Source organism: Rhizobium sp. 10N414, from assembly GCF_056394785.1.
In genome coordinates this window covers 61,265-77,331 of record NZ_JBFTIN010000029.1, presented here as the reverse complement: position 1 = coordinate 77,331, position 16,067 = coordinate 61,265, and the positions used below count along the sequence as shown (strand labels likewise).

Sequence of the window (16,067 nt, the reverse complement as noted above, 5' to 3'; positions counted from 1 at the left end):
GCCAAAATCAGTTGGGTACGATGTCCCATTTTTCGTCAGGGTTGAAGCGCGTCATTTTCGCGACCGCCGCGGCGGTGTTGGTGCCGAGATCGCGTTCGTAGACGACGCCCTTCTCGCTCACCAGGAACGTCTTCACTCCCGTCTCACCGTATTTGACGGGCCATCCGACGAGCGCGAACCCGACGATCATGTTGCCGTTGATTATGTAGCTGTAGTCGCCACCGGCTATGTTGGCGCCCTGGCCCTTCAGGATCCGAAAACGGTAGCCGAAATAGCCATCCCCGGCCTTCGCACGCTCGAGAGCGGCCTGTTCGACGAAGGCTCCGGCGGGACTGTCTGAGTCTCCTTGGTTGGGGGGCCAGTAAAGGCCGTCTGTCTTGCCAGGGCTACTTATAAGGTTCTGTGCATATTCGAGAACGCCGTCGCCGTCGTGATCGGCCGAAGCGTATTCTTGCTGCGCGTCGACGTAGTTGCGCATGGTGTCGATCGCTTGCAGTTCATTCTCGCCGATCCGCCTGTCGAGGACCTCCTCGAAGCCCGCCTTGGTATCGAAGGCCCATTTGCCATCACCACGTTTCGCGAGCGGGAAGGGGAGCGGCCAAAGCTTGTCGCCGATCTCGACGATCTTCTTGCCGTCCCGGTCCTCCACGACCACCTGCTTTGCGGCGCCCTCGCGGATTTGCCGGTAGGTGTTCATGGCGTCCTCGTTGGCCTTTAGCTTGGCCGCGTCAATGCCGAGCAGCGCAGCAAGACCATCGACGTCGCCGGACGACAGCGCTGCCTTCAGCTTGTCGACCGCCGCAATCGGGTCGTCGAATTGCGGCGCCGGAGTTGAGGCCGTGAAGCTGTCGAACGGCGTATCCTGGGCGAGCACCGGTACAGTTCCGCAAAGAACGGTCGTTGTTGCAAGAACGGCCCAGAGGCCTGCAGACTTGAAGAACGTGTTCATCGTTTTTCTCCCCAAAGGTCGCTCAACGTCTGCCGCCACCGCGTCCGCCACCGCCACCGCGGCCGCCGCCGCCTCGAGGCATTTGTCTACCGCCGCCGCCGCGGCTCATCTGCTGCCGTCCGCCACCGCCACGGCTCATCTGCGACCGTCCACCCCCACCGCGCTGAATGTTGGAACGGTTGGGCGAGCGCTGGACGTTGGAACGGTTGGGGCGCTGGGCGTTGGCGCGGCTCTGCGCTCCACGCCTCGAAGCGTCGACCTGACCGCGCTTCGACGAGACGTTGCCGAGTGCGTTTGCGCGGCCGCGGTTGTCTGCCTTGCCGGCGAGCTTACCGTTCGCGGGCCGCTGGCCGGCCGCCGGCCGGTTTCCGCCACCGGGGCGATTTACGCCCGCGCCGGCGCCTGGCCGATTTCCTGCCGCTGGCCGGTTGGCGACCCCACCGCCGGGGCGGTTGAGGCCGGCTTGCCCGGCGTTACCACCACGGTTTTTCAGACCCTCCGCGGTGCTTCTGCGAACGTCGGCTGCGCGGTCCGCCCGGTTGGCGACGCCAGCGCCGCGCTCACGGTTGATCTCGGAGGCGCGATTGCGCAGGTTGTTGGCGCCATTGGCCTGGAGATTGTTTCGGATAGTGTTTCGGTCGACGTTCGCCAACTGACTTCTGTCGATGTTGAGCTTGCTGCGGTCGACGTTCTTCCAGTCGACGTCGTTCCACTTAACCTTGCCGTTGAAATTGCGGTTGTTGAAACAGTTGTTGCAATCGACGTCGATGTCGCCGCCCCAGTTGCCGCCCCAAACGCCCCAGTTGTCCCAGTTGACCGCAGCCGCCCAGGCAACGCCCGTCACGGCTGCGGCGAAGAAGGCAGCACCGGGATACCAATAGTTCGAATAGGGCTGGTCGTAGTAGCTAATAGGCTGGTAGGCGTAGCCCGGCTCGTAGAGCATCTCCGGCGGATATTTCGGGATGTAGACTTTCTCGGGGTCGGTCGGCCGGATGACAACGTTGTCGCCCTCGTTGACGATCGTGATCTTGTCGTCCGTCTTGATCGCGCCCTTGGCCACCGCTTGGTCGCGTAGCTGTTGAATGGCCACAAGGACGTCCTTCTGCTGATAGGTGATCGCCTGTCCGAGCGTCTGTGTCCATTCCAGGTCGTCGTTCATCATCTTGACGACCTCAGGATAGTTGAGAAGAGAGATGATACTGCCATCCCAAGTCTCCTTGGGCTTAAGCTTGTCATCAGTCTTCTTCGTTTCAAGGAACCGGTTCGCCTCGACGATCTGCAGCGGAAACAGCGAGCTAGCCGTGATCAGTGCCACGAGGTCATCCGGATAAAGTGCGATGCGCGCGACAAGCGTCTCGAGTTCGTCCTCCGTCAAGGCCTGAGGCGCCGCTGCTGTTTCGGCGGTACTCGGTGCCGGCGCGGCGGCTGAAGCAGAAGCGGGTGCGGGCGCTGGCTGCTGCGCGTAGGCAGTCGGTAGCTCTGTCGGAATGACGAGCCAGGACACCGCCGCCAGCCAAGTTGCACACCAAGCAAGAAACCTTGTCATGATCGCACCTTTTCTTTCTTTGGTGGAAGACGGATCAYCGTCTCCACTGGACGTCTGGGCAGCCTCGCTTGCACCCGCAGAAAATGCAGCCGCCGGTCGAGCGAAAAATACTTGCGGATGCGGAGGCCCCTCGCAACTCCATGAAGACAGGCTAGCAGCAATCAGCTCCGGCCGCACGTACGTTACGGTAAATTACGGGAGCCGATCTATGCCCGTCATGGCTGTCCAATGTGGAGAATTGCTGTCGACGTGCAGTTGGAATGCAAATTCATGCCGATCGTGCGAAATAGCGCGCTCGTGATCGCCGGACGAGCTAGTCAGATCGGGTTGATCAAGCAGTCACGGGCGCTACGATGAACTGTCATGTGTCACAGCGATCTAAGTCATCGCTGATGGGCGCGGAAACGGAAGTTGAACAGCGCCGAATGTTCGAACCACGGTGGCCCGCCTTCTTGTGAGGCCACGGGAGGTGAGATCAGCTATCGCCGCTACTCAAACGGCCGCGCAGATCCTCAGCAAGGAACTTTTGGTTTTCGAGCAGACGCTCATAGAGAACGAGCATCTCCGGCGTAATGTCCTCCCAGGACCCACCAGCGAATCTGGCCTGATGCTGCACCTCGCCCGTTTGGATCCGGGAAATGCGTTGCGAGAGATCTTCTATCATCGCGGCGCATTCTGCGAGGCGCTCGACGATCGTCGCGCCCATGTCTCCCTCCATGAAACATGCATGCTGCTGAACTGAACAACGAGCGCTGCCGAAATGCAAGCGGCTATCGGGTTGGTTCCCAACCCCGTCGTGTATTGGGACATGGTCCAATCCTGGGCCGGACTTTGTCTTCAAATGGCCGACCGGGCGTGGGGAAGCCACTGAAGCCAGAGACCGCTTCGACCCCAAGGCGAAATGGCGGTCGAGAACGGAAAGTGGTATGGGGCGGGATCGCAACCCGGTTCCGCTGATATGGCTGACGAACACCAGGCGACCCATACCACAAAAGCAAAGGAACCCGTGCGGCGATATCTCCTGGCGTCTGTACTGGCTATGGTTTGGGCGGTGAGCGTTCCGGTGCAATCCGTTGCGCAATCCTTGCCCCTGCCGGAGTTCCCAGAGGTGGAATTCGGCTCACGCAAGATATTCCTGATGCTTTTTTTGATGCTCGGCCCAATTAAGATACTGGTGCCATTCAAGGTCCTTGCGGGCAGCTACGAGCCCAGCGTTCGGCGACAATTAGCCACCAGAGCGATCCTGTTCTCGGCGGCGGCGCTCGCCATCGCCGGATTTCTCGGACGCACCATGCTTGAAAATCTGGAGATTTCGTTGCCGGTGCTGGCGATGACGGGCGGCATTATCTTGTTCATGGTGGCTTTGCGAACCGTTTTGCAGCCGACCGCGGACCCAATGATACGGCCAACGGAGCAGGGCCAGATAGACTTGAAATTTGCTCTGGCACCGTTGGCGTTTCCAACAATTGTGACGCCCTATGGTATAGCTGCCGTCATCGTCTTCGCTACGTTGGCGGGTGACCGGCAAGCGGAAGGCGTCACCGTGGCAGCGATCGTATTGCTGATCCTGACGCTTGACTGGCTGGCCATGATGTTTGCTGAATCCATCCTCAGATGGATCGGAACGTCATTGCAGGTTTTGGCGGTTGTGCTCGGGGTTACCCAAGCCGCTCTGGGACTGCAGATCATTCTGCATAGTCTAAGCATGATTGCTTGGTAACCGCCGCATTCTCACTAGGGAAGTTTGCACGCCTCGAATGTCCGCCCTGGCGCTCGGTGGCTTGATTACTTCAGTGGCACACGCGATGGCGAAGGAGTGTTTGCTCATGCCACAGTTGACCACACCCTCAGATTACATTTGCCCCAGTGGCAAGGCGAGAACCTCGCCGAGTATTACGTCAGCTCGCGCTTGCTGTCGTGGCTTCCGCCGAGATCTCAGGGCCCCGAGGAAACAATCGACGTTTCGTCGCCTGGTGAGGCGGAACTGCCCCTGGAGGATGGAATTGTCGCTAAGAGCGCTTTGCTGCAACAAGCCCGGTCAGCGCGGTCCGCGATCGAAAAGCACGCACCGGATCGCATCCTTACAATCGGAGGCGACTGTCTCGTCGATCTGGCCCCAATCGCGTATCTCAACAAGCGATACGGTGGGGACGTCGGAGTGCTCTGGATAGATGCACATCCAGATATCCAGACGCTGAAGGACACCGGTCACGCGCACGCGCAGGTGCTCGGTATGCTCCTTGGCGAGGGCCGACCGCGATTTCGTCGGCGAGGTTGATATCCCTGTTCGACCGTCCAAGGTCATGTATGCGGGGCTGGACGAGTGGTCTGCTAATGAGCAGAAGGTCATTGATCGCCTGAACCTCCGACACACATCCTCGCGTAAGTTGTACGGCGACAGTAACGCAATCCTGAAGTGGATTGCGGACGAGGACATCAAGCAGCTTGCAGTGCATCTCGACGTCGATGCGATCCTGCCCGGCCGTTTCCCGCCAATTCTTTTCAATAAACCGGGTACTGATAAAACGTTTCTATCCGGTGTCCCCCGCCTGGAACCTGAGCACGTGGTGCGGCTCCTTCGGGATGTGTCTGCTGCTTGCGAAATCGTGGGGATGGCCATCACCGAATACATTTCCTGGGATGCGATCGAAACCAGAAAACTTCTGAGCCAACTCCCGCTGGTCTAGCCGGGACCGATACATCGATCCAGTCATGAGACTAAGCCGATGGCAACGGACATGGAGCTACCTCCCAGATGTCGCGGGCATATTCGGCGATCGTGCGATCGCTCGAGAACCTTCCTGAAGCCGCGATGTTCATGATCGCCTTGCGGCTCCAAGCTTCCGGATTCCGATAGAGTGATTGAAGATTGGAATCTGCATCCATGTAGGAGGTAAAATCGGCCAAATGCATGTAAGTATCGCCACCGACCAGAAGTATGTTGCGCAGCGCGTCGGTGACTGCCGGCTCATTTCGCGAGAATTCGCCTGAGAAGATCAGGTCGAGGACAGCGCGTATCTCTGGCTCGTTCTCATAGTGCCAGCCGGGGCTATACCAGCAGCGGCTGTTTGCAACTTGGTCTGCGGTCAGCCCAAACAGGAAGAAATTTTCTTCGCCCGCGGCCTCGGCCATTTCGATCGTTGCGCCGTCACGCGTGCCGATGGTCAACGCCCCGTTCATCATGAACTTCATGTTGCTCGTGCCGCTTGCCTCGTATCCCGCCATTGATATCTGGTTGGATACGTCGCTGGCAGGAATGAGCTGCTCGGCGAGTGACACGCAGTAGTCGGGCAGGAATAGTAGCCGAAGGCGACCCCGCACCAACGGATCGCGGTCGATCGTGACGGCAAGATTGTTCAAGAACTTTATAATCAGTTTGGCAGCGTGGTAGGCAGGAGCCGCCTTTCCTGCAAAGATGAAGGTGCGTGGCGGCATATCGAGACTAGGATTCTGCCGCAGCCGATGGTAGAGGGCGACGACTCGCAGCCCATTCAGGAGCTGTCGCTTGTATTCGTGGATGCGCTTCACCTGGCTATCGAAAATCGTGTCAGGATCAACCAGAACTCCCGCCTGCGCCTTGAGCCAATCGGCAAAACGGACTTTGGCCTTGCGTTTTGCGGTTTGGACGGCGGAAATGAACCCGCTGTCATCGGCAAGCGACCTCAGACGTTCGAGGTCCGTCGCGTTCGCTATCCAGCGGTCGCCGATAGCTTCGGAGATGCATTCGGCAAGACCCGGATTTGACAGCAATAGCCAACGGCGTGGCGTGACGCCGTTTGTCTTGTTGTTGAAACGGTCAGGATAGAGTTCTGCGAGGTCGCTCACGGTGACGTTTCGGAGCAGCTTCGAGTGTATCTCCGCGACACCGTTCGTGCTGTGGGAGCCGGCTATTGCGAGGTGAGCCATCCGCACCAGGTGATTGCCTTGCTCGACAATGGCTATACGCTCGATGCGGCCATTGTCGCCCGGCCAGCGAGTTTGCACCTCTTCCCGCAAGCGGCGATCGATTTCCAGGATGATTTCCAAGTGCCGTGGAAGCATCAACTCAAACCAGCGCACCGGCCACTTTTCCAGCGCTTCCGGGAGGAGGGTGTGGTTTGTGTAGGCAAGGGTCCTTTTCGTGAGGTCCCATGAACGCTCCCAGTCAAGTTTTGCCGTATCCAGGAGGATGTGCATGAGCTCCGCAACGGCGAGACTCGGATGGGTGTCATTGAGCTGGATAGCCACCTTCGTCGGCAGATCGTCCCAATTACTGTTGCTTTTTTGGAAGCGTCGAACCAGGTCGGCCAATGAGCACGCTACAAGGAAATATTCCTGCACGAAGCGAAGGCCCTGTCCCATGCTGGTGGAATCGTCCGGATAAAGAACACGTGTCACGGTTTCCGCTGTCAGCCGTTCGGCCAGTGCGCCAACAAAGTCACCTGCGCTGAATTCCTGGAAATCGAATACGTGGGGAGTTGCGGAAGCCCATAGCCGCAACGTGTTTATCGTTTTTCCGCCGTAGCCGACGACAGGCCTGTCGTAAGGGATTCCGAGCAAGCTTGAAGGCACGCCGGCGATCGCTCTCAGGCTTCCCCCGCGCACTTCGAACGAACATCCAAGCTCGACCGGCACGGCCAAGTGAGGTCGGGCAACTTCCCAGGGATCAGGCCTGCGCAACCAATTGTCCGGTTGTTCGCGTTGCCAGCCATCGACAATCGACTGTTTGAATATCCCGTACTCGTAGCGCAAGCCATAGCCCATTCCAGGCAATTGCATCGTCGCCATGGACTCGAGAAAGCATGCTGCCAAGCGTCCAAGACCACCATTGCCGAGCCCGGCGTCGGGCTCTTCGGAAAGCAAGGCCAATTCGTCCAGCTGATGTCTTTGAAAGAAGCGATCCGCAAGAGGGCCTAGCCCCAGGTTGACAACGTTGTTGTTAAGGGAACGACCGATCAAGAACTCCATCGAGAGATAATAGACCCGCTTGGGGTTCTCGCGATCATAGACCTCTTCTGTCTTTTCCCAGCGCTGGGAAAGAATATCCCGAACGGACCGTGCGACTGCCTCATACCGCTCGCGGTTTCCTATCTCGCTCGATGCCCGCACGTTGTCGAACAGAAGATGACGTTCGTACAACGCGTTGCTGCTGCCACTTAGCTTGAGGGGGCCGCAATCATATTGCGGGGGAATGGAGTCCGTCGCCTCCAATTCAGGAGCTTGGGCTGATGTTTCCTGGTCGTCTGCCATTCCATGCCTCCGAACCTGCCGGTCACGATCTTCGGGATTGGTTTACGAGCCATCGCAGTGCCATGCCGTCTTTCACGCGCTCAAAGGTCGAGCTAACGGTCCCGCGTGTTGCATGAAGAGGCGCTTTAGCGGGGCGGGTGCCGGGTTGATGGTGCCTGAAACCAACAGCGCAGTGAAGTATGTTACCGTAAACGACGCACGTAACGACACTGGTGAGGCTGCGGCGGCAAGCTCTAGGGCCGGGCCGCTGGGATCCAAAGTAGACATCATGATTGGCGGTCTAATTTCAAGAGTGTCGTAAAATCGTCCGGGCGACACGCCATGGGCCGTTCGAGACCATGAAAGCGCCGCGATCCGATAGGAGTCTTTGCCCGTAGCGACTCAGGGGAGGAGCACGCACATGCTTTCAAGGAGCGATTGGACCTTTGGTCTGGAAATCTGGCTGCCTGACTTTCCGCAACCCATCGATATCAAAGGAACTGGCGAAGCTTCCGCATTACTAGCTGACAAGTGGCCGGTAACCTTTGGGCCGGCATTTGAGCGTGCGCTTGCCGTTTGCGCGGCAGTTATGGAAGGGTTGCTCCCGGCAGACGATGCAAAGCTGGCCCTCATTGATGCGGCCGAAGAAGTCGGAATTTCCTGGATGGACCGGATCTATTATGTTCCCGATCGTCCGGATGGTCTGACGAAATCGCCACCTGCCGGGCAGGTTCACTAGCGCCGATGTCGGCTCAATCTTAAGCCGTCCTAGAGGCGAACGAAAAGAAGTACGTCACACGTTGCTGCCTGTGGATCCTCGCAGCTAGAACCGCTGCGCCGCCGCCGGCTTGTTTCCGGTAATTGCATCGATCCGATCGAGCACGTCGGAAGTCAACTTGTCCCTATGCGAAAGGGCCGCAAGATTGTCCTCCAATTGACTCGTGCGCGACGCGCCAAGGATGACAGTTGAGACATTCTTGTTGGCCAGACACCACAGCAGAGCAAGGTGCGTGATCGAGATCCCGATCTCGTCTGCGAGCTTCGCCAACTCGCGGACTTTCGCGATCTGGGCGCGGCCAGCGTCGCTCGATAGCTTCTCCTTCAGCCACTCGTATCCGGGAAGGTTCATTCGGCTGTCAGCCGGCACGCCGTCGTTATATTTGCCGGTGAGGACGCCTGATGCAAGCGGCGACCAGATCGTGGTTCCGAGACCGAGAAGGTCGTAGAGCGGCCGATAATCGGCTTCCACCTTCTGGCGCTCGAAGATGTTGTATTGGGGTTGCTCCATCGTCGGCGGCGTGATGCGAAGATCCCGCGCGACGGCGTAAGCCTCGGTTAACTGCTGCGCCGACCATTCCGAGGTTCCCCAGTAAAGGATCTTCCCCTGCGCCACGAGATCGTGCATCGCCCGAACGGTCTCCTCGATCGGCGTATCGATATCCGGCCGGTGGCAGAAATAGAGGTCCAGGTATTCGACCTGCAGCCGCTTGAGCGCGGCGTGGGCAGCATCGGTTACGTGCTTGCGCGACAGCCCGCGTTGCGTCGGCTTCTCCCCGCCCCAGAACACCTTGCTGGAGACGATGAAGCTATCGCGGCTCCAGCCGAGCGTCTTGAGCGCTTCGCCCATCACAAGTTCGGATTTTCCACTCTCGTAGCCTTCGGCATTGTCGAAGAAGTTCACCCCCTTGTCATAAGCGAGCTTCATTAGGCTGACCGCATCGCCGCCATCAACCTGCTTGCCAAAGGTGACCCATGATCCGAAGGAGAATTCGCTGACTTTCAGGCCCGATTTGCCGAGACGACGATATTCCATAACGAACCTCCTACGAATGTTTACAATCAGCCGAGCAGCTGTTCGTAGCGAACCTAGCCCTATCCCGCTTGGGCGCAAGGCCAAAAACGAGAACGCGGAGCCGAGCATTTCCTCAGCCTTCGGGTTCCTGCTTGCTGTCCTTAGCCAGGCAGCCGAGACTCGCCAACTGATTGGGAAGGTTTACCGCAAAGGGACGGCAGCGTTCTGTTTTGGTTCTGCAGGATCTTCACTACCACCGATCATCCCTGAAAATGTTGTCCGGCCGCAATATGCCCTCTCTTAGGTTCGTGACGGGTGGAACCAGCGGACTTTCGTTCATCGCAAAACGCCGCCCGCAATCTTGAGGTCTTCGGTATCAAGCGCTTCGTCAAACTTATCCAAGATCGGCTGAAGCAGCGCTCCCGCATCGCTTATGCGACCCTCAGCCGCTAAGAAACGAGCCAAGTCGGTCGCGGCACGCAATTCCCAGCCGCGGGCACCCATGTTCCGGATTGTGTCGAGGGCCTGCAGCAGGCACGTGTGCACCTCATCTGACGCCGACATCGACAACAACAGGTTCGCCTTTACACGCAGAAGTTCCGGCATATAGCAGAGATCGCCGTTGGCCTTGACTCTCCTCGCAAGCGCAGGCCGGGTGCTACGACCGCCGCGAAGCCGACATGCTGCGCCGCTCCCCATCTTCTGAGTGAGCTCCGACGGATCTCCGGGAGGCAGGAAGCATACGGTGATTATGCCGCTTGGCGGATGGGTGTCATCCTTCTATCGCCAATTCTCCCGAGACACGCAGACATCTAAATCAATTGCACCGACGCCGCTGGCGTTGGACGGACCGAGGGATCGGCCGTCGCAATCGAAAGGATGCAATCATGAGCAGTCATCAGAAGGTAGCCATCATCACCGGCGCGTCCCAAGGCATCGGCGAGGGCCTCGTCCGTGGATACCGGGAAAAGGGCTACAACGTCGTAGCTACCTCGCGTTCCATCAAGGCTGGTTCCGATGCCGGCGTTCACGCTGTCGCCGGCGACATTTCGAAGGTCGAGACCGCTGAGCGCGTCGTTCGCGAAGCCATTGAGCGCTTCGGCCGCATCGACACTCTCGTCAACAACGCCGGCGTGTTCACAGCCAAGCCGTTCGTCGACTTCACGCAGGAAGACTACGATCTGAACTTCGCCGTGAACGTCGCTGGCTTCTTTCATATCACGCAGCGCGCCGCAAAGGAGATGCTGAAGCAGGGATCCGGTCACATCGTCTCGATCACCACAAGCCTCGTCAACCAGCCGATCGCTGGCGTCCCCGCGGCCCTTGCTTCGCTGACGAAAGGCGGTCTGAATGCCGTCACCAAGGGACTCGCGCTTGAGTATGCCAAGACCGGGGTTCGGGTGAACGCCGTATCGCCCGGCATCATCAAGACCCCCATGCACGCCCCTGAAACGCATGAGTTCCTTTCGGCCCTGCACCCGATCGGCCACATGGGCGCGATCAGCGACATCGTGGACGCCGTTCTCTACCTCGAGAACGCCAGCTTTGTGACCGGCGAGATCCTGCACGTGGACGGCGGTCAGAACGCCGGTCGCTGGTAACACGCCTTCGGACCGAACGGCCTGACGCAAGTGCGTCAGGTCTCCCAGACGACAACGATTGGAACAACGATGGAACTGGTACTGGCCGCAGACCCGATGTGCTCGTGGTGCTATGGGTTCGGAAAGGAAATGGAACTGCTGCTCGAACGGCGCCCGGAAGCCTCTCTGCAGATCATACTTGGCGGTCTCCGCGCCGGCGCGACCGACGTTCTCGACGATGCCGGAAAGCAATTCAGGCTGCATCACTGGGCTAGGGTCGAAGAGGCAAGCGGTCTTCCGTTCAATCGTGAAGGGCTGCTGGCGAGACAAGGGTTCGTCTACGATACCGAACCGATTTGCCGCGCGGTCGTCGCCGCTCGCATCCTGCGTCCGGAAGCCAACCTTCTCAAGGTCTTCAGGGCGTTTCAGCATGCCTTCTACGTCGACGCGCTTGATACCACCGATGGCGTCGTCCTCGCAAAAGTCGGAAGCAGTGCCCTGACGACTTTGGGCCACCCCACAACTGCTGAAGAGTTCCTGGAGACGTGGAAGCGAGGCAGCACGATCGCGGAAGCGGCGACCGACTTCGCCACCGCCCGAGCAATGAGCGTTTCGAGCTTCCCGACACTTTTCGTCAGGAAGGATGCCGGGCTGGCCAGGGTTGGCTCGGGGTATGCACACGTCGACGCGCTCGAGCAGCACCTGTCGGCGCTGGGCTTCTGAAGGCAGACGGACAATTGGAAAGTACCAAACGATGCCTATTGTAAACGTGCAGGTCACTCGTGAAGGAACTGCGCCGGGCCGCCAGTCGGTTACGGAGGAAGAGAAGGCCCGCCTCATTGCGGGCGTGAGCCAGGTGCTGCTCGAGGTCCTCAACAAGCCGCTCGAATCCACTTACGTGGTGATCGAAGAAGTGGACCTCGACAACTGGGGATGGGGCGGGCTGCCGACCGCGGAATATCGAAAGCTCGCCGCCGCCAAGGGCACCTAGTCCGCTTGGGGGCGGCAAGCGCGCAGTTTGATCGTGTCAATCCGGAAGATCGGCCCCTGCTTGCTCGGCAAGCATGTATGCGGCGTACCAATCGGGCCAGTCATCGTCATGCTTGCCCCCGTTTCGCTTCTCATGCTCGCCGTGGGCAGCCGCAGCGCGCCGAAGGGCTGCTGCCAGATCGCTGCCGGAGGTGAACGTCGCGCCGTTGGCCTCTTTTCGACCCGGTAGCCTCGTCGTAATCTCCTGGAGGAGCCATCCGTTGCCGTCCGGGTCGCTAAAGGATGCGAACGATCCATAGCTGGCGCGCGAAGGGTGTGGGCCGGGCAGCCGTCCATCGGTGTTCTTGTGGTGGAAGACGCCGCCGACGTCGTGGAAGACGCCGCTCATTTCAGCACCATGTGAGGCCAGTGCCGCGTGAGCCATCTCAATGTCCGATACGATAAGATGCAGTCCCTGAGCGGAACCCGGCGCCGCGGATGTGACGTTCGATCCGAAGATCACCGAGCAGGGAGATCCCGGCGGCGTGACTTGAACGACGCGGAAGCCGTCCTTGCCGGGCACGTCGGCGTCGAGACGCCATCCAAGTCCCGTATAGAATGCCTTGGCGCGGTCGATGTCCGAAACTGGGATCACGACGACCTCCAGTTTCATGTCGGCATCCTTCACTGTCTTTGTCGCGGTCGTGCTACGCTCCTGAATGGTCATCTTGTCATCCCTCGGTAAAATTGCCGCGGGGAACTTCCCGCGACCAGGCACACGATGCGCTCGCCTCGGGGGACCGTCCATTATCCAATGGTGTCGCCGCCAACGCCCCCATTGACTCTGGCATCCAGCGGGTGAGGAACGGGAGGAGTAAGACGGTTCAAATCGACAATTGAGTGTCGGTCTCCCTCTCGCTCATCATCCAGAGGCGCTCAGCAGAAGCAGGATCTACCGCATAAGGCGCGACTTTCGACGTTCGCCGGTCCCGCCCATCGAGCGAGGTGACGATGGACCCGTCCTCGAGAAGCGCTATGTCCGAATTCGCGCAGAACACGCCCCCGAGGCCGGCGAGCTGAGGGCTGACTGCGCACCAAACATGGGTTGCCGCACCTTGCGGAATCGATTTCATGTCCCTGTCAGGATCGATGACAGGCACACCCTTCTCGTCGAGATTTCCCATTTCCTTCAGGCGTTCGGTCGAGATGTGCTTCGCCAGACCAGTCACGATACCGCCGGGGTGTAACGAGAACGCGCGGATCCCGAAGTCGCGCCCTCGGCGATCAAGTTCGACAGCAAAGAGGATGTTGGCTGTCTTCGACTGTCCGTACGCGCTCCAGCCATCATATGGGCGGCGCTCGAAATTGAAGTCGTCCCAGACGATGTCGGAAAAGCGGTGACCCATTGAGGAGACCGAAACGACGCGCGCGCCTCTAGCTCGAACCAATGCAGGCCACAGGCGGAGCGTGAGCTGAAAATGACCGAGGTGGTTGGTCGAGAACTGCAGCTCGTTGCCTCGGGAGTCGCGGCTCAGTTCCGGCAGCGCCATGATGCCCGCGCTGTTGACGAGAATGTGCAACGGAAGCCCCGACCGGACGATGTCACAGCTAAAGGCGTCGATCGAGGCTGGATCGGTGAGGTCCATCGGCCGGACTTCGATCCCGCCACCAATCTCCGCGATAGCACGTCGCGCGCGATCTACGTCTCGCGCCGGGACGATCACCCGGGCTCCAGCCGACGCCAGCGTCCGCGCGGCTTCTAGCCCAAGGCCCGCATAGCCGCCTGTCACGATCGCCAACTTTCCGGTGAGGTCGATACCGGCGATGATGTCGAGCGTCGTGCTGGAGGCATGGAAGCCGGATCCGAGTGGCGTCTGCGTCGTAGGCATTTGGTGAGTTCCTTTCGGTGACTGTTCGCCCTTGGATATGCTCCCCGATTGCCGTACTTTGAATATTCAGAAGTTCCAGTTTCTTTCGCCAAAGTTCAAAATGACACGCGATCCGCTATCACATACCCTCAAGGTCTTTGACGCTCGTACGATCTATGCCGGCGGCTTTATTGGTGGCGGCGACTGGGCCATCCGTTTCGAACCACCGCGCAAGATCAAGTTCTTCGTTGTCGGTCGCGGGCACTGTTTCCTTGCCCTTGACGGCACAGTCGCAAGATTCCGGCTCGAGGCCGGCGACATCTTCATCTTGACGCGTGACGTCGGGTTTGTGGTCGCGAGCGATCTGGCGCTTGCTCCGCAGCCAGCGGCCGAGATCTTCAGGGGCGCCGGGAAGTCCATCATTCCAGTCGGGCAGGGCGACGACTTCCTGCTTCTCGGAGGTCATATCGATACACACCATGTCGGCGGACGCCTGATGATCGAAAGCCTGCCGGATTTTGTTCATCTTCCGGCGGCCGAAAGTGGAGCGAGCCGACTTGGGGCATTGATCGGCGAACTCGTCGAAGAGGCGGCAGGCGGCGCTCCAGGGGCCGAAATGGCGTGTTCAAGTCTAGCCCATTTGCTGCTCATCCAGATCCTGCGTCGGCACCTTTCATCAGGAGACCAGGTTCGTCCCGGCTGGCTTCGCGCCGCCTGCGATCCAAAACTCGCCCCAGCGCTCAACCTCATGCACGGCGACATTGCCCGTTCCTGGACGCTTCCTGAACTCGCCCGTGCGGCGGGAATGTCTCGGACGGCTTTCGCGGTTCACTTTCGTAATGTGACCGGACGCCCGCCGCTCAACTATCTGACTGAATGGCGAATGCTCCAGGCCGAACGCGCGCTTCGCCAGGAGGGCAGTTCTATCGCCAGGGTTGCGGCCTCAGTCGGATATGGTTCCGAGGCGGCCTTCAGCACCGCTTTCAAGCGCGTGATGGGCGTATCGCCTCGACGTGGAGGCCGACTTTATCTCGTCGAGGAAGCGGCGCACGCTTCCTGATTTTGTTTGCCCGTGCTCGCACGAATCATGTGAGGTGTCCGTGCGATTTGCCATGGACTGTACGGACACTTGTTTACCTATTTGTCGGCCAAAGTCCCTGTGTAGTGGCCAAGTCTGGCCTCGATGTCCGGATTGGTCTGGTCTGCAGGCCCATGTCCATCAGCTTGCCAATGTTCTTCTGTGCGACCGGGCGCTGTACGGAGGTGATGAACGCGTCCCACCCGGCACCGATCTCGGGGTTGGACGGCAGGCTTGCATAGTCGACGAGACGTTTGGTGTCAGCAATCGCCTGCCGGTCGAAGCCGGAGATGCGAGTGGCGAGGGCGTCTACGAACGGGTCAAGCTTGTCGTCGGGGAACGACCGGTTGACGTAACCGTACTCCTCGGCGAGATCGCCATTGATGTCGTCGGAGCCGAGCAGAACCTCAAGCGCTCGGCCCCGGCCCATCAGACGGGGAAGCCGGGCCATAGGACCACCACCGGGTACGAAGCCTGCGCCGACCTCCCATTGGGAAAGGATTGCCTTCTCCCGGCTCGCAAAGCGCATGTCGCTGGCCAGCGCAAGTTCGCTACCGACCCCCGTTGCGCGTCCGCGTATCAGTGCGATGGACACCACTGGCGCCTTGCTGATGCGAACCAGCATGTCCGGAAGCGGATGAAGTCCCGTCGTCCCTGATGGCAGGCTGGTGGATTCGGAAAGCTTGGGCGTGAAGTTGTAGTGGGTCAGGAAAAAGCCCGGCACCGCACTGTCGAAGACAACGACGCGCAAATCGGGATCCGACTCGATCTCGGCGGCGACCTTCTCCATCTGCGGAATGGTCTCCGGCCCGAAGATGTTGAAGGGCGGGTTGTCGAAGGTCACCCGCCAGTACGCCGGGGTTCTTTTGTCGACCTTGATCTGTGTCTGCTCGCTTGCAGGCTGAGCTTGCTCGCCCGCCGGACGGGCCGTCTTTTCGGCGACGCCCGCCTGGCCGGAAAGCGCAAGGGCGGGCAGCATCAGAAGGGCGGTGGCCGTCAGAAACTTCGACGAGACAATGACGACGTTCCTCGCATCCGTTGGCTTGATCTTCATGACTTACTCCATCGTTCAGATTG

Annotated in this window: 16 protein-coding genes and 1 pseudogene; 8 read left to right on the top strand and 9 right to left on the bottom strand. The window is 59.6% G+C overall.

Features of this window, described 5'->3' with window-relative positions; all coding sequences use genetic code 11:
* Window positions 1-7: 7 nt before the first annotated feature.
* The 3 genes from AC1DE4_RS22805 to AC1DE4_RS22795 all read right to left on the bottom strand — a co-directional run bounded on the left by AC1DE4_RS22805 (window position 8) and on the right by AC1DE4_RS22795 (window position 3,201).
* On the bottom strand, window positions 8-949 hold the full coding sequence (locus AC1DE4_RS22805; protein WP_477883238.1) for a DUF2950 domain-containing protein: 942 nt from the start codon (window positions 947-949) through the stop codon (window positions 8-10).
* Window positions 950-971: 22 nt separating this feature from the next.
* Window positions 972-2,495 (bottom strand): DUF3300 domain-containing protein, encoded by a 1,524-nt coding sequence (locus AC1DE4_RS22800; RefSeq protein WP_477817047.1) that lies wholly within the window; start codon window positions 2,493-2,495, stop codon window positions 972-974.
* Between the two features lie 475 nt (window positions 2,496-2,970).
* On the bottom strand, window positions 2,971-3,201 hold the full coding sequence (locus tag AC1DE4_RS22795; protein ID WP_192242223.1) for a hypothetical protein: 231 nt from the start codon (window positions 3,199-3,201) through the stop codon (window positions 2,971-2,973).
* Between the two features lie 195 nt (window positions 3,202-3,396).
* Here AC1DE4_RS22795 and AC1DE4_RS22790 point away from each other — a divergent pair, with 195 nt between their 5' ends.
* The 3 genes from AC1DE4_RS22790 (at window position 3,397) to AC1DE4_RS22780 (ending at window position 5,182) form a co-directional block, all read left to right on the top strand.
* Complete coding sequence (locus AC1DE4_RS22790; protein ID WP_169684011.1) at window positions 3,397-4,215, top strand: MarC family protein; 819 nt, start codon at window positions 3,397-3,399, stop codon at window positions 4,213-4,215.
* A 96-nt stretch (window positions 4,216-4,311) separates the two neighbouring features.
* Entirely contained in the window at window positions 4,312-4,773 is a 462-nt protein-coding gene (locus AC1DE4_RS22785) for an arginase family protein (RefSeq protein ID WP_409564079.1), read from the top strand.
* Window positions 4,736-5,182 carry an arginase family protein gene (locus AC1DE4_RS22780; RefSeq protein ID WP_477883235.1) on the top strand — a complete coding sequence of 149 codons (447 nt, stop codon included), beginning with the start codon at window positions 4,736-4,738 and terminating at the stop codon, window positions 5,180-5,182. Before AC1DE4_RS22785 ends, AC1DE4_RS22780 begins: the two co-directional genes overlap by 38 nt.
* A gap of 31 nt (window positions 5,183-5,213) precedes the next feature.
* Here AC1DE4_RS22780 and AC1DE4_RS22775 read toward each other — a convergent pair whose 3' ends face one another.
* Window positions 5,214-7,724: a glycogen/starch/alpha-glucan phosphorylase gene (locus AC1DE4_RS22775; protein WP_477883233.1), complete on the bottom strand. Its 2,511-nt coding sequence runs from the start codon at window positions 7,722-7,724 to the stop codon at window positions 5,214-5,216.
* A 400-nt stretch (window positions 7,725-8,124) separates the two neighbouring features.
* Between AC1DE4_RS22775 and AC1DE4_RS22770 the strand changes: the two genes are divergently transcribed.
* On the top strand, window positions 8,125-8,442 hold the full coding sequence (locus AC1DE4_RS22770) for a DUF982 domain-containing protein (RefSeq protein ID WP_018855092.1): 318 nt from the start codon (window positions 8,125-8,127) through the stop codon (window positions 8,440-8,442).
* A gap of 84 nt (window positions 8,443-8,526) precedes the next feature.
* On the opposite strand, the gene AC1DE4_RS22765 is transcribed toward AC1DE4_RS22770, so the two are convergent.
* The gene (locus AC1DE4_RS22765) at window positions 8,527-9,516 is read right to left on the bottom strand and encodes a potassium channel beta subunit family protein (RefSeq protein ID WP_113471303.1); all 990 of its coding nucleotides are present in this window, start codon (window positions 9,514-9,516) and stop codon (window positions 8,527-8,529) included.
* A 315-nt stretch (window positions 9,517-9,831) separates the two neighbouring features.
* On the bottom strand, window positions 9,832-10,101 hold the full coding sequence (locus AC1DE4_RS22760) for a hypothetical protein (protein WP_018855090.1): 270 nt from the start codon (window positions 10,099-10,101) through the stop codon (window positions 9,832-9,834).
* Window positions 10,102-10,382: 281 nt separating this feature from the next.
* On the opposite strand from AC1DE4_RS22760, the gene AC1DE4_RS22755 reads away from it, so the two are divergent.
* From AC1DE4_RS22755 to AC1DE4_RS22745, 3 genes are all read left to right on the top strand, one after another.
* Window positions 10,383-11,096, top strand: coding sequence for an SDR family NAD(P)-dependent oxidoreductase (locus tag AC1DE4_RS22755; RefSeq protein ID WP_018855089.1), 714 nt, complete (start codon window positions 10,383-10,385; stop codon window positions 11,094-11,096).
* Window positions 11,097-11,165: 69 nt separating this feature from the next.
* Complete coding sequence (locus AC1DE4_RS22750; RefSeq protein WP_169684014.1) at window positions 11,166-11,798, top strand: DsbA family protein; 633 nt, start codon at window positions 11,166-11,168, stop codon at window positions 11,796-11,798.
* A gap of 31 nt (window positions 11,799-11,829) precedes the next feature.
* Entirely contained in the window at window positions 11,830-12,066 is a 237-nt protein-coding gene (locus tag AC1DE4_RS22745; protein WP_018855087.1) for a tautomerase family protein, read from the top strand.
* A gap of 36 nt (window positions 12,067-12,102) precedes the next feature.
* Here the strand turns inward: AC1DE4_RS22745 and AC1DE4_RS22740 are convergent, their stop codons facing one another.
* Complete coding sequence (locus AC1DE4_RS22740) at window positions 12,103-12,771, bottom strand: VOC family protein (RefSeq protein ID WP_018855086.1); 669 nt, start codon at window positions 12,769-12,771, stop codon at window positions 12,103-12,105.
* 157 nt (window positions 12,772-12,928) lie between these two features.
* Window positions 12,929-13,933 carry an SDR family NAD(P)-dependent oxidoreductase gene (locus AC1DE4_RS22735; protein WP_018855085.1) on the bottom strand — a complete coding sequence of 335 codons (1,005 nt, stop codon included), beginning with the start codon at window positions 13,931-13,933 and terminating at the stop codon, window positions 12,929-12,931.
* Window positions 13,934-14,033: 100 nt separating this feature from the next.
* On the opposite strand from AC1DE4_RS22735, the gene AC1DE4_RS22730 reads away from it, so the two are divergent.
* Window positions 14,034-14,972: an AraC family transcriptional regulator gene (locus AC1DE4_RS22730; protein WP_477883231.1), complete on the top strand. Its 939-nt coding sequence runs from the start codon at window positions 14,034-14,036 to the stop codon at window positions 14,970-14,972.
* A 77-nt stretch (window positions 14,973-15,049) separates the two neighbouring features.
* On the opposite strand, the pseudogene AC1DE4_RS22725 reads toward AC1DE4_RS22730, so the two are convergent.
* Window positions 15,050-16,044: pseudogene (locus AC1DE4_RS22725) on the bottom strand (enoyl-CoA hydratase/isomerase family protein).
* Window positions 16,045-16,067: the final 23 nt, after the last annotated feature.